Genomic DNA, 12915 nt, shown 5'->3' with positions numbered 1-12915 from the left:
CTACGGGACGAGCACCGGGCAACGCTCGGTGCAGCGGTCGGCGCCCACCTGGTCGGCGGGTGCCGCCGCATCCCGGAAGATCGCGTTTCCTCCCGTCGTGCGCGAGAGCGCGTCGGCGGCGAGGATCACCGCTGCGCTGGTCCAGGAACTGACCTCCACCGGCCAGCGCTTGCCGTCGGCGTAGACCAGACCGGTCCAGTACGAACCGTCCGGGTCGCGCAGATGCTGCATGGCCGCGAACAATTCGCGGGCACGCCCGGCATAGCCGAGTGCGTCGAGCGCCAGGACCAGTTCGCACGTCTCGGCTCCGGTGACCCACGGACGATGGTCGACGCAACGGATCCCGAGACCGTCGACGACGAAATCCGACCAGCGTTCGCGGATCCGTTCGTGCGCATCGATGCCGCGCACCGCTCCCCCGAGGATCGGGTAGTACCAGTCCATCGAGTACTCGGGCTTGGGCGTGAACGCCTCGGGGTGCCGACGCAGAGCGTGGCCGAGACGGATCAGCGCGACCTCCCATTCGGGTTGCGCCTCACCGATCAGATCGGCGATCCGCAGACCGCACCACAGACTCTGGTGGATACTCGAACAGCCTGTGAGCAGCGCTTCGTCGAACATCCCGCCGTCGCCTCGCGCCCAGGAGATCTGGCCGCCCGGCAACTGCATGTCGACCACGAGGTCGAGCGCTGCGCGCACCGTCGGCCACATGTGCTCGACGAACCCGCGATCGCCCGTCACGAGATGGTGGTGCCATACGCCCACGGCGATGTAGGCCGTGAAATTGCTGTCGGTGTCGTGGTTCGCGACGATGTCGCCGCGGAACTGGATGGGCCACGACCCGTCGGCGCGCTGCGTCCGCCGCGACCACTCGAAGGCGGCGTCCGCCTCTTCGCGTAAACCGATGGCGGTCAATGCCATCGCGGATTCGATGTGATCCCACGGGTCGATGTGCCCACCGGGGAACCACGGGACGGCGCCCGAGGGCTCCTGCATCCGCGCGATGGCCCGGCCCGTCGCCAGGCTCTGTTCCGGCGACAGCACACCCGGCACCGACGGCACCGTCACGCGCGCGGATTCACCGCGCCGCACCGGCGTTTCCCGGCTTCTCGAGGTAGAACACGACACTCTTCCCGATGACGGGATCGAGGATCTTCTCGGCCGTGCGGGTGATCCACGGGGCCTTCATGAGATCCCAGACCAGCAGCCGGTGGTACGCCTTCGTCAGCGGATTGTCGTCGTTGTCGACGCCGACGGCGCACTTGAGCCACCAGTACGGTGCGTGCAGTGCGTGGGCGTGGTCGGTGCCCGAGACCGTGAGACCGGCGGCGGCGAGTTTCGCGGCGAGTTCGTCGGCCTTGTAGATGCGGATGTGCCCGCCCTCCACCTCGTGGTAGGCGTCCGACAGTGCCCAGCAGATCTTCTCCGGCAGCCAGCGCGGCACGGTCACGGCCGCGACACCACCGGGCTTGAGGACCCGGACGAGTTCGGCGATGGCCCGTTCGTCCTCCGGCACGTGCTCGAGCACCTCGGAGATGAGCACGAGATCGAAGGTCGCGTCGTCGTACGGCAGGGCGAGCGCGTCGCCGACCTCGGCCCGGGCCAGCGCACCCTCGGGGACCTCGCCTTCGAGTTCCATCGCGACGAACATGTCGGCGACGGCCTTCATGTCGTCGGCGTTCTGGTCGAAGGCGACGACATCCGCGCCGCGGCGGTACAGCTCGAAGGAGTGGCGCCCCGCGCCGGCCCCGATGTCGAGAGCGCGTATCCCCGGTACGACGCCCAGGCGGTCGAAGTCGACGGTCAGCATCCGTTCTTCCCCTCTCGATGCGCGGCGATCGCCTTGTCGTAGATCGCGGCGGTCTGCGCGGCCACGGCCGCCCAGCTGTAGCGTTCGAGCACCCGGTCGCGGCCCTTCGCGCCGAGACGCCGACGCTCGGCCGGGTCGTCGAACAGGCCCGCGAGCCCCGCTGCGAGCTGTTCGGCGTCGCCCGGAGGCACCAGCAGACCGGCGTCCCCGACGACCTCGGGGATGGCCCCGGCGCGGCTCGCGACGAGCGGTGTTCCGCACGACATCGCCTCGACGGCCGGCAGCGAGAATCCCTCGTACAGCGACGGCACCGCCGCGATCTCGGCGGAGGCGAGCAGGTCGGCGAGTTCGGTGTCGTCGATCCCGGAGACGGTGCGCACGACGTCGCCGATCGCGAGTTCGTCGATGAGCTTCTCGGTGGCGCCGCCCGGGGCGAGCTTCGAGACGAGGACCAGTTCGATCTCGCGTTCGGTGCGCAGCTTCGCGACCGCCTCGAGCAGGGTGGGAACACCCTTGAGCGGGGCGTCGGCGCTCGCGACGCAGACGATCCGACCGGGAACGCGCTCGTCCTTCCGCGGCGCGAACAATTCCGTGTTCACGCCGAGCGGGATCGTGTGGATGCGTTCGGATTCGATCCCGAAGGCGGTGCGGATGTCGTCGGCCGAGTTCTCCGACACCGTGAGCAGCGTGGGAATCTGCCGGGCCACCTTCTCCTGCATGCGCAGGAATCCGTACCAGCGCCGGAGCGTGACCTTACGGCGGAGGGTGGTCGCGGAGGCGAGATCGAGTTCGCGGTCGCGGGTGATCGGATGGTGGATCGTCGCGACGAGGGGAAGGTCCTCGGCGATGCGCAGCAAGCCGGACGCGAGCGACTGGTTGTCGTGCACGACGTCGAAGTCGCCGAGGCGGTCGCGCAGCAGTCGTGCGGCGCGCAGACCGAAGGTGCGCGGTTCGGGGAAACCGGCGGTCCACATGGTGGCGACCTCGAGGACGTCGATCCAGTCGCGGTACTCACCCGGCTTCGGGGTGCGGAACGGATCGTCGTCGCGGTAGAGATCGAGACTGGGCACCTTCGTGAGCGTCACGCCGGGGTCGAGCTCGGGGTACGGCTGCCCGGAGAACACCTCGACGGTGTGTCCCTGGGCGACGAGTTCGCGACTGAGATGGCGAACGTAGACCCCCTGACCCCCACAATGCGGCTTGCTCCGGTACGACAACAGAGCTATGCGCACATTCCACCTCGGGGTTCGCTCGGAGGGCCAGGTCGCTCGGACAGATGTCCACTAGTTGTGTAGGGCACACACTAGAACATGTTTTGTGTCCTCACGATAGCGAGCCGGACCGCACCCGGCGCGGATCGGCGATACGAGTGGGACCACGACGCAGACACCGGCCCGCGAACAGGTGACGACGACGAAGCCCCGGTATCGATGTGATACCGGGGCTTCGCCTGGAGCGACCCTGACGGGACTCGAACCCGCGACCTCCGCCGTGACAGGGCGGCGCGCTAACCAACTGCGCCACAGGGCCATGAGGAACCGGAGTTCCCACAGCTCGACCCACCGCAACCGGTGGGTCGAAGATATGAAATTGATGGTTGTTCGCCGGACAACCGTGGTGGCCAGGGCCGGGATCGAACCGGCGACCTTCCGCTTTTCAGGCGGACGCTCGTACCAACTGAGCTACCTGGCCGGACGGCACCCGAACCGAATGCCGATCGAAACTCTGGAGCGACCCTGACGGGACTCGAACCCGCGACCTCCGCCGTGACAGGGCGGCGCGCTAACCAACTGCGCCACAGGGCCATACATATTCACTTCTCACACCAAGATACTGCACACTTCGACGAGGTCGAAGCGTACCCCCTACGGGATTCGAACCCGCGCTACCGCCTTGAAAGGGCGGCGTCCTAGGCCGCTAGACGAAGGGGGCCCGATCGGATTTCTCCGAACCGCACCCTCAACGGGTTTGGCGTTCCGTTGGGAGCTTGGACAGCTTATGCCACGGCATTCGCGAATCACAAATCAGCAGGTCAAGTCGCTGATTCGTCGTTGTCGGGCCTGCTCGGCCAGCCCTTCTCCCGCCACTGCGCGAGCCACTGCTCCGACGCCATCGCCTCGAGCGGCACCTCCACGCAGGCCTCGAAACGGGCGCGGACGTCGGTCTCCGGCGACGTGAGGTCGGCGAGATAGCGCTGACCGGCGAGCGACGACGCGATGGCCTCGACGAAACGCTGGAGGTCGACATCGGGCCGGAACAGGCCCTTCTCCTGCGCTTCGCGCGCCAGCTGGTAGCCGGCCCGCCCCCACAGGACGCTGCCGCGCAGCCTGACCTCCTCCGCGAACTCGGGTTCGGTGACCAGACGGAACTCCGCGGCGATGACCACGTCGTCGTGCAGAGCCGCACCGAGATCACCGACGAGACCGTGCAGCCGCTCGAAGGGGTCGAGATCGGGGACGTCCATCCACCTGCCGACGATGGCACGGTAGTGCTCGAGTCCTTCGTCGAGTACCGCCCGGGCCAGATCCTCCTTGGACGCGAAGTGGAAGTACATCGCACCCTTGGTGGCGTTCGACTGCTCGAGGATGGCGTTGATCGATGCTGCGGCGAAACCTCGCCGCGCGAATTCGGTGGCTGCCGATCGGACGATCGCAGCCCGCGTACGACGCGCACGCTCCTGTTGACGAGGCATGGGGAAATTCAGCCTTCCACGTTCCTGTGTTCCCCCACGAGACAACTCTAGTCTGCCCCCCACAACCCCGGTTCCAGGCCGTGTTCCACCGGGTGAAATGTGAAATTCCACCCCCGGCACCCGGGTTTCCACAGAACACACCGAGTGGTACGCTTTGTCCGGCTCGGGTGCGGAGCAGGGGGTGGGCACCCGGGCCTCTTTCCATTCGTCACGGTGGCGTCCGCACCGCCGGATGTCCGATATCATCGATCGCGCAGCGTGGCTCACCCTGTGATGTGGTCACCGCACCATGCGGTGTGGTCACTGCGGTGTGGTTACACTGTGCGCCCATGCCCCTATAGCTCAGTTGGTAGAGCTACGGACTTTTAATCCGCAGGTCGTAGGTTCGAGCCCTACTGGGGGCACCGGCAACGCCGGCGTCGTACACGACGCCGGCGTTCGTCGTTCCGGAACGTCCCACGGTCCTTCGTCGGAGTCCGGGTCCTTCGTCAGAGACGGTGGGAGCCGGGCGGGACGTCGTCGGTGTTCCGGCCGAGTTCCTTCTCCGCCTCACGGCGCGCTTCGAGGCGCTCCTGCTCGATCCGGCGCTGATCGAGATCCGTGCGGGCCTGCTTCAGATCACGTCCGCGCTTGCGGTAGCGGGTGAGCGCGACGACGAAGATCACCGCGAACAGAGCGCCGACGATCGCGCCGATCAACGTGGCGCCGCGGAAGCCGGGCGCGTCCACGTCGAGGATCCGCTCCCCCGCGTGCGCACCGTTCCCCGTGCCCAGCACGACCGCCAGGGTCATGAGGTTCGGCAGGGCGACCACCAGCGCGAGCACGCCGAAGGTGATCTGCAGCCCGCGGCTGTACCGCCAGTTGCGGACCTGCCAGATCCACGCGAGCAGCGCGATGGGGATCGCGGTGCACAGGATACCGAAGAGCAGACCCCACAGCACTCCGCGCGCGAAGCCGCCCTCGGCGAGGTTTGCGATCCGCTGCGCCCACCAGCGAGGAACGAACGCCGCCAGGGTGTAGTAGGCGATGACGAGCACGATCAGCGCCACGACCACGGCGATGGTCTTCTTCGCCCACGGCGGCAAGCCTTTCCGCGAACCGGTCTCGTCGACATTCATGTCCGTCATTTCGAACCTTCCTGGCCGATCGGTCCATGTGCACCTGCCGTGCGCATCTCAGCCTACGGACCACCGCATTCGGAGCAGTGCATTCCGGCAGGTCTCTTCGCACTGCGAATTTCACCCGGTGCGGTTGCCCGTCTTTGTATACGGTGAGCCGCAGGGGTAATCGAGTGTTCATCGTCCGGGGAGGAACATGCGCAGTTTCGTGGACCTGGGCCTGTTCCTGGCCGCCGTCGCTCTGGGAATCGGGTCGGTGTTGCCGGTGGTCGGCGGAATACGACCCACCGAGATTCCCCTGTCGGCGCTGCGCGACGGTTTCCCCGAGGGCGATCTCGCCGGTGTCGCGGTCCCGGGTCTGCCGCTGTACGAGTCCCTCGCGGTACCGCTGGTCGTGGCCGCGGTCCTGCTCCTCGCCGCCGCGCTGTTCGACTCGGTGGCCGTCGGCTGGGCCGGGACGCTGATCGGTGTCGCGACGGCCGCGGTGTTCTGGACGCGCCTGTTCCAGACCCACGGCGAGTACGTCGAACTCAATCGCAGTACGACACTGACCAATCAGAACGGGACCGTGCTCCTGCTCAGCGGCACGCTCGTCGCGCTGCTGTGCTGCCTCATCGCGCTGCGCCGTTCGTCGACGAGCGCCGCCTCGCTCGACTGACACCTCCCGCTGCAACGGGCTTCGTCCCGATACTCTCTCGGCACCGGTGGCCGCTTCGGGGCACCCACGAGCCAAGGCAGGAACGATGGCAAGTCTCGACGATCTGATGTCCCGCATTCCCGTCGATCAGGTGGCGCAGCGACTCGGTGTCGACAACGCGACGGCGGAGACGGCCGTCCGCGCCGCACTCCCCACCCTCGTCGGTGGTCTCGACGCCAACGCCCAGAATCCGACCGGGGCGGCCTCGCTGCTCTCCGCGCTGGGCAAGCACTCCGAGTCGAACCTGGCCGAGGGTCAGGTCGACGTCGACGGGATCGACACCGAGGACGGCGACAGGATCGTCTCCAACGTCTTCGGCGACAAGAAGGACCAGGTGATCTCGACCCTCGGTTCCGTGAACGGCGCCGGCGGGAACGATCTGATCGCCAAGGTCCTGCCGATCATCGCCCCCATCGTGCTGTCCTATCTCGCCAAGCAGATCGGCGGCGGGGGAACGGACACCGCGAGCGCCCCGCAGGGTGGAGGTCTCGCCGATCTCCTCGGGGGTCTGCTGAAGAACGCCGGTGGTGGATCGGCCGGCTCCGGCGGTGGGATCGGCGACGTCCTCGGCAGTGTGCTCGGTGGCAACTCGGGTGGTGGACTCGGTGGTCTCCTCGGTGGACTTCTCGGTGGCGGCAAGCGCTGAGAACCGCTGGAACAGCACGTTCCGCTCGTCCGTGTGATACGGCACGAGCGGGACGGTGCTGTCGTCGAGCGGTCCGGACCTGTACCGTGATCCGGGCGAATATGGGGGGCACCGGCGCACCGCGTGCCGCGGCGACGAACGGCCGGGCTCCCTTCCTCCGTAGGCCGGCGGAGTACACGGACACGATGTGAGGGGTAGAAGAGCATGACGCGAGTCCTGACTCAACTGGAGCTGCTGCGAGAGCTGGAGCCTGTGGCCGAAGCGAACCTCAACCGGCATCTCTCGATGGCGAAGGACTGGCATCCCCACGACTACGTGCCGTGGGACGAAGGCCGGAACTTCGCCGCGATGGGCGGTGTCGACTGGGAGCCGGAGCAGTCGAAGCTCGACGAGGTCGCCAAGGCGGCCATGATCACCAACCTGCTCACCGAGGACAATCTGCCCTCCTACCACCGGGAGATCGCAGAAAGCTTCTCGCGCGACGGCGCCTGGGGTACCTGGGTCGGCCGGTGGACTGCGGAGGAGAACCGCCACGGCATCGTCATGCGCGACTACCTGGTCGTCACGCGCGGTGTCGATCCCGTCGCGCTCGAGAACGCCCGCATGGAGCACATGACGAACGGCTTCGCGTCCCCCAACTCGACGGGCATGCTCCACTCCGTCGCCTACGTGACCTTCCAGGAGCTCGCGACCCGCGTGTCGCACCGCAACACCGGCCGTGCCTGCGACGACTCGATCGCCGACAAGATGCTCCAGCGCATCGCCGCCGACGAGAACCTGCACATGATCTTCTACCGGAACATCTGCGACGCGGCGATCGACATCGCACCGGCTCAGACGCTCGCCGCGATCGTCGAGGTGCTCGAGAACTTCCAGATGCCCGGCGCCGGCATGCCGAACTTCCGTCGCAACGGCGTGCTCATGGCCAAGCACGGCATCTACGACCTGCGTCAGCACCTCGACGACGTCGTGATGCCGGTGCTGCGCAAGTGGAGGATCTTCGAGCGCGATCTCGGCAGCGAGGCGCAGCAGGATCTCGACAAGCTCGGCAACTTCCTCGACGAACTGGGACGTCAGGCGGGGCGGTTCGAGGAGATGCGCGATCGCTCCCTCGCCCGCGAGGCCGCCAAGCGCGAGAAGGTGGGCGCGGACGCCTGAGTCCATATGGGCGCGGACGCCTGAGTCCGTATGCGTGCGGACGCCCGAGTCCGGATGCACACAGCCGCCCGAGTCCGGCGGAGGTTATCCTGTGCCCGGTGCCGTTTTCGGCGCCGGGCACAGTCGTTTCCGCGGCCCATCACTGACGGGCACGCTATTTCTTTGTCACACAACGTTTTCCAGAGGTACCCATGTCTTCCCTCCGTATCGGCCCGCTCGAACTGAACAGCCCGGTCGTGCTGGCGCCGATGGCGGGAGTGACGAACGTCGCATTCCGCACGCTGTGCCGCGAACTCGAACTCGAACGGGCCGGCAGCACGTCGGGCCTGTACGTCTGCGAGATGGTCACCGCCCGCGCCCTCGTCGAGCGGCACCCGGTCACCATGCACATGACGACCTTCGGCCCCACCGAGACGCCGCGGTCGCTGCAGCTCTACACCGTCGATCCCGACACGACCTACGCCGCGGCGAAGATGATCGTCGACGAGAACCTCGCCGACCACATCGACATGAACTTCGGATGCCCGGTCCCGAAGGTGACCCGCAAGGGCGGAGGGTCCGCTCTCCCCTACAAGCGCCGGTTGTTCGGGCAGATCGTCGCGGCCGCCGTCCGCGCGACCGAGGGCACCGACATCCCGGTCACGGTCAAGTTCCGCATCGGGATCGACGACGAACACCACACACATCTCGACGCCGGTCGCATCGCGGCCGCCGAGGGTGCCGCGGCCGTTGCCCTCCACGCCCGGACCGCTGCGCAGCGGTATTCGGGAGCAGCCGACTGGGACGAGATCGCACGGCTGAAGGAACACGTCACCGACGTTCCCGTGCTCGGCAACGGCGACATCTTCGACGCCTCCGACGCCGAGAAGATGATGGCGCAGACCGGTTGCGACGGCGTCGTCGTCGGTCGTGGCTGCCTCGGACGTCCGTGGTTGTTCGCCGAACTGAGCGCCGCGCTCGGCGGTCGCCCGATCCCCACCCCGCCGAATCTCGGTGAGGTGACGCAGATCATGCGGCGGCACGCCGAACTGCTCGCCGACCACCACGGCGAGGACCGCGGTCTGCGCGACATGCGCAAGCACATCGCCTGGTATCTGCGTGGCTTCCCTGCGGGTTCGGAGATCCGCAACGGCCTCGCCCGCGTGTCGACGCTCGCCGAACTCGACGACCTGCTGGGCAAACTCGACCACGACGTACCCTTCCCCGCCGATGCCGAAGGCCCGCGGGGACGTCAGGGCTCCCCGAGCAGCGTCGCTCTGCCCGACGGCTGGCTCGACGATCCCGAGGACACCTGCGTGCCCGAGGGCGCCGACATGATGCACTCGGGCGGGTAACCCGTCCCGGCACGTAGTCCCGGACGACAGACGGATCGACCGGTGGATGTCGTGCGACACAGCCGCGTCACCGTCACATGAAACAGACGATCAGTATCATTGCGGAGTCCTCGCGACGGTCGCCGGTGAGCGATCACGTGGACGACGACGGATGACGAGGCGGTGCGACCGCGGAAAGAGCAGGTATCGGTGGACGAGGAGCACGAGACAGGATCCCCGGATCCTCGCGCTCCCTGGGAACGGCCGATAGCCGACAGCAGCTACCGCGAATCCCGCTCGTCCCGCCGCAGCCGCTCGGGTGGGGTGCACCGCTCCGACGACACCGATCCCGATTCGCGTCGCCACGAGAGTGCACGCAACCGCCGGGCCGCGGACTCGGACGATCCGGAGCAGCTCACGGTCGCCGAACTGCTCGACAAGATGGGACGACGATCCGATCCGTCCCCCCGGTCGGATCCGCCCACCGATCCACCCCCTGCCGATCCGCCGCACACGTCCACCTCGTCGTTGCCCCCGGCCCGTCCCCGCGACCCGGAATCCGCCCGGCACGTCGCGGCCGAGGACGATGCCGGTCGAGCGGAACTCCCGCGCAGGACGCCGCCTCCGGCTGCGCCGCCGACTCCGTCGGGACCTCCCAGCCCTCCGGTGCCGCCGGCTTCTTCGGGACCGCCGACCACGGTCGTCCCCCCGGTGCAGCCCGGTGCTCCCCGGGTGCCCCCGGGACCGTCCCGGCCCCGGCCGCCGGAGAAGCCCGTCCCGCCGCGCACCCAGGCTCCCGATCGGATGGCGGGCCCCCCGTCCGCTCCGCCCCCGGTACCGACTCCCCCGGCCTCGGCGCCGCCCCCGCGAGCAGTGCCTCCCGCGGACTCGCGCCCGGTGCCTCCCGCCGGGCCGCCGCAGACCGTCGGACCGTCGCAGACGCCGCCCCCTCGACAGCAACCGCCGATCGCGGACGAACAGCCGACCGTCAAGATCGATGCCGTGTCCCCCGAGGGCGCTGCGTCGCCCGCCGAGGACGAGAACGACGACCGGACGACGGACGAGAAGGCGCACGGCTCCGCTCGGCCCCGCACGGTGGGCAACGCGACTCTCGGCCGGCTCGCGCAGAGCAAACAGCGCAAGCGGAAGCGTCTGAGGTTCGCGGCGAGAGCGGCGGTGGCGTTCGTCTCGGTCCTCGCGCTCCTCGGTAACGGTGCGGTGTGGGGATACGTCCGGTCCACGGAGGCCGGCTTCTCCCAGATCGCCGCGCTGGACACCGAGTCGGAGGACATCGTCGACCCTGTCGGTCAGACCGGCGACGAGACCTATCTGATCATCGGCACCGACACCCGCGCCGGTGCGAGCGGTGAGATAGGCGCCGGGACGGTCGACGACGCCGAGGGCGCTCGTGCCGACACCGTCATCCTCGTCAACATCCCCGCCGATCGCAGCCGCGTGGTCGCGGTGTCGTTCCCCCGCGATCTGGACGTCGATCGACCGGTCTGTCGCGGATGGGACAGCGCGACCGGCGAATACGATTCCGAGCTCTATCCGGCCGCCGAAGGCGACAAGCTCAACGCGACCTACGCCCTCGGCGGACCGAAGTGCCTGGTCAAGGTGATCCAGAAGATGTCCGGATTGAAGATCGGCCATTTCGTGGGCATCGACTTCGCCGGCTTCGAATCGATGGTCGACGAGATCGGCGGCGTCGAGGTGTGCACCTCCATACCGTTGTACGACAACGAACTCGGTCCCCTGATCGAGACTCCCGGCACCCACACGCTCGACGGCAAACGGGCACTCGACTACGTCCGCGCCCGCAAGATCGACCAGGAGGGCAACAGCGACTACGGCCGGATCAGCCGGCAGCAGAAGTTCCTGTCGTCGCTGCTGCGCTCGACGTTGTCGAACAAGGTGCTGTTCGATCCCGGGAAGCTCAACGGCTTCATCAGCGCCTTCACCCGCGCGACCTTCGTCGAGAACGTCAACGCCGAGTCGCTCGTCAAACTCGGGCGTTCGATGCAGAACGTCGAGGCGGGTGCGGTGTCCTTCCTGACCATCCCCACGGCCGGTACCAACGACTGGGGCAACGAGATCCCGCGCACGGACGACATCAAGGCGATCTTCACCGCGATCATCGACGATCTCCCTCTGCCGGGTGAGAAGCGGGAGGAGGACCCGACGGAGGTCGCGGCCGCTCCCCCGGCCGAACCGCTGCCCGCGCAGCTCGCTGTCGATCCGTCGACGGTGTCGGTGCAGGTCTCGAACGCGTCGGGTCTGTCCGGGCTGGCGGCCGGCACCGCCGAGGAGGTCGCCGCCTACGGCTTCCCGGTCTACTCGATCGGTAACTATGCCTCCGGGACGAGCAAGCAGACCGTGATCCGCTTCAGCGAAGGACAGGAGACCGACGCTGCGACGGTGGCCTCGGCCTTCCCCGGTGCGGTGCTGCAGGAGGCTCCGCCCTCGGCCCAGCTGGGCAGCATCGTGGAGATCGTCCTGGGTACCAGCTTCGACGGCACCATCGTCGCTCCCACCCCCGCGGGCACGCCGCTCGCCCCGATGCAGATCCAGACCCGGTCGGAGTCGTCGGTCGAGCTCCCCGCCGATCTCGCAATCACCAACGCCGCCGACGATCTGTGCACGTAGACACCACTGTTCGGCCGTCGACGTTCACCTCTGGTTCATCCGATGCTCGCCGTTCGGACCGCTCGAGGTCGTAGGCTGTGCCATTATGCGCGTCGTCTACAACGAACAGATGGGCGAACTCGGCGATCTCCTCGGGGAGATGGCCGGGCTCGCCGGGACCGCGATGGAGCGGTCCACCAGAGCTCTTCTCGAAGCCGATCTCGCTCTCGCCGAGCAGGTGATCGACGAGCACGAGAAGATCACCGAACTCGGCGCGATCTGCGAGGAGAAGGCGTTCCAGCTGCTCGCCCTGCAGGGTCCGGTCGCCGGCGATCTGCGTGCCGTCGTCAGCGGCATCCAGATCGTGGCCGACATCGACCGCATGGGTGCGCTCGCACTGCACATCGCGAAGGCGACCCGCCGACGTCATCCCAAGCACGTGCTCCCCGACGAGGTGAAGGGCTACTTCGCCGAGATGGGACGGATCGCGGTCGCCCTCGGTGCCGCCACACGGGAGATTCTCGAGACCCGTGATCCCGCCCGGGCCGCCCGCCTCCACCACGAGGACGAGGCGATGGACGATCTGCACCGACACCTGTTCACCGTGCTCATGGACCGCGAATGGGAGCACGGCGTCGCAGCCGCCGTCGACGTCACCCTGCTCGGCCGCTTCTACGAGCGGTTCGCCGATCACGCCGTCGAGGTGGGCCGCCGCGTCATCTTCCTCGTGACCGGCAAGCTCCCCACCGAGGAGGAGATCCGTCAGCTCGTGGAGAAGGTGGACAGTCTGACCGTCTACCCGGAGCACCACCGAGCGCAGAACCACTGAGCGCGGAAGCACACGAACGACGAGACC

11 protein-coding genes and 5 tRNA genes are annotated in these 12915 nt (G+C 67.9%); 7 read left to right on the top strand and 9 right to left on the bottom strand.

Annotated elements, in window-relative coordinates:
* From ACLBYD_RS15055 to ACLBYD_RS15020, 8 genes are all read right to left on the bottom strand, one after another.
* Complete coding sequence (locus ACLBYD_RS15055) at positions 1-1092, bottom strand: prenyltransferase (protein ID WP_447817076.1); 1092 nt, start codon at positions 1090-1092, stop codon at positions 1-3.
* The gene (locus ACLBYD_RS15050) at positions 1079-1810 is read right to left on the bottom strand and encodes a class I SAM-dependent methyltransferase (RefSeq protein WP_060651913.1); all 732 of its coding nucleotides are present in this window, start codon (positions 1808-1810) and stop codon (positions 1079-1081) included. The genes ACLBYD_RS15055 and ACLBYD_RS15050 overlap by 14 nt, the downstream gene beginning before the upstream one ends.
* Entirely contained in the window at positions 1804-3042 is a 1239-nt protein-coding gene (locus ACLBYD_RS15045) for a glycosyltransferase family 4 protein (RefSeq protein ID WP_447817075.1), read from the bottom strand. Before ACLBYD_RS15045 ends, ACLBYD_RS15050 begins: the two co-directional genes overlap by 7 nt.
* A gap of 224 nt (positions 3043-3266) precedes the next feature.
* A tRNA-Asp gene (locus ACLBYD_RS15040) sits at positions 3267-3340 on the bottom strand.
* 85 nt (positions 3341-3425) lie between these two features.
* Positions 3426-3502 (bottom strand) — tRNA-Phe (locus ACLBYD_RS15035).
* A 39-nt stretch (positions 3503-3541) separates the two neighbouring features.
* Positions 3542-3615 (bottom strand) — tRNA-Asp (locus ACLBYD_RS15030).
* Positions 3616-3669: 54 nt separating this feature from the next.
* A tRNA-Glu gene (locus ACLBYD_RS15025) sits at positions 3670-3742 on the bottom strand.
* A 100-nt stretch (positions 3743-3842) separates the two neighbouring features.
* Complete coding sequence (locus ACLBYD_RS15020; RefSeq protein ID WP_016695565.1) at positions 3843-4502, bottom strand: TetR/AcrR family transcriptional regulator; 660 nt, start codon at positions 4500-4502, stop codon at positions 3843-3845.
* A gap of 331 nt (positions 4503-4833) precedes the next feature.
* Between ACLBYD_RS15020 and ACLBYD_RS15015 the strand changes: the two genes are divergently transcribed.
* A tRNA-Lys gene (locus ACLBYD_RS15015) sits at positions 4834-4906 on the top strand.
* A gap of 84 nt (positions 4907-4990) precedes the next feature.
* On the opposite strand, the gene ACLBYD_RS15010 is transcribed toward ACLBYD_RS15015, so the two are convergent.
* A complete protein-coding gene (locus tag ACLBYD_RS15010; RefSeq protein ID WP_447817074.1) occupies positions 4991-5629 on the bottom strand; it encodes a hypothetical protein in 639 nt (212 codons plus the stop codon).
* 187 nt (positions 5630-5816) lie between these two features.
* Between ACLBYD_RS15010 and ACLBYD_RS15005 the strand changes: the two genes are divergently transcribed.
* From ACLBYD_RS15005 to phoU, 6 genes are all read left to right on the top strand, one after another.
* Complete coding sequence (locus ACLBYD_RS15005; protein ID WP_447817073.1) at positions 5817-6278, top strand: hypothetical protein; 462 nt, start codon at positions 5817-5819, stop codon at positions 6276-6278.
* 85 nt (positions 6279-6363) lie between these two features.
* Entirely contained in the window at positions 6364-6963 is a 600-nt protein-coding gene (locus ACLBYD_RS15000; protein ID WP_447817072.1) for a DUF937 domain-containing protein, read from the top strand.
* Positions 6964-7167: 204 nt separating this feature from the next.
* A complete protein-coding gene (locus ACLBYD_RS14995) occupies positions 7168-8121 on the top strand; it encodes an acyl-ACP desaturase (RefSeq protein WP_059384247.1) in 954 nt (317 codons plus the stop codon).
* A gap of 191 nt (positions 8122-8312) precedes the next feature.
* Positions 8313-9455 carry a tRNA dihydrouridine synthase DusB gene (dusB, locus tag ACLBYD_RS14990; RefSeq protein WP_060651909.1) on the top strand — a complete coding sequence of 381 codons (1143 nt, stop codon included), beginning with the start codon at positions 8313-8315 and terminating at the stop codon, positions 9453-9455.
* Positions 9456-10238: 783 nt separating this feature from the next.
* Positions 10239-12080 carry an LCP family protein gene (locus tag ACLBYD_RS14985; protein WP_447817136.1) on the top strand — a complete coding sequence of 614 codons (1842 nt, stop codon included), beginning with the start codon at positions 10239-10241 and terminating at the stop codon, positions 12078-12080.
* An 85-nt stretch (positions 12081-12165) separates the two neighbouring features.
* A complete protein-coding gene (phoU, locus tag ACLBYD_RS14980) occupies positions 12166-12888 on the top strand; it encodes a phosphate signaling complex protein PhoU (RefSeq protein ID WP_447817071.1) in 723 nt (240 codons plus the stop codon).
* The last annotated feature ends 27 nt before the right edge of the window (positions 12889-12915 follow it).

Source organism: Rhodococcus sp. C26F (assembly GCF_053345925.1).
Note: the sequence above shows the minus strand (reverse complement) of the source record. Positions and strands in the feature narration are given on the sequence as shown.

Bases quoted from the DNA above. Each gene is read 5' to 3' on its own strand.
- ACLBYD_RS15005 (WP_447817073.1), top strand. From the start codon at position 5,817: ATGCGCAGTTTCGTGGACCTGGGCCTGTTCCTGGCCGCCGTCGCTCTG.
- ACLBYD_RS15010 (WP_447817074.1), bottom strand. From the start codon at position 5,629: ATGACGGACATGAATGTCGACGAGACCGGTTCGCGGAAAGGCTTGCCG.
- ACLBYD_RS14985 (WP_447817136.1), top strand. From the start codon at position 10,239: ATGGCGGGCCCCCCGTCCGCTCCGCCCCCGGTACCGACTCCCCCGGCC.
- ACLBYD_RS15000 (WP_447817072.1), top strand. From the start codon at position 6,364: ATGGCAAGTCTCGACGATCTGATGTCCCGCATTCCCGTCGATCAGGTG.
- ACLBYD_RS15050 (WP_060651913.1), bottom strand. From the start codon at position 1,810: ATGCTGACCGTCGACTTCGACCGCCTGGGCGTCGTACCGGGGATACGC.
- ACLBYD_RS14995 (WP_059384247.1), top strand. From the start codon at position 7,168: ATGACGCGAGTCCTGACTCAACTGGAGCTGCTGCGAGAGCTGGAGCCT.
- phoU (WP_447817071.1), top strand. From the start codon at position 12,166: ATGCGCGTCGTCTACAACGAACAGATGGGCGAACTCGGCGATCTCCTC.
- dusB (WP_060651909.1), top strand. From the start codon at position 8,313: ATGTCTTCCCTCCGTATCGGCCCGCTCGAACTGAACAGCCCGGTCGTG.
- ACLBYD_RS15020 (WP_016695565.1), bottom strand. From the start codon at position 4,502: ATGCCTCGTCAACAGGAGCGTGCGCGTCGTACGCGGGCTGCGATCGTC.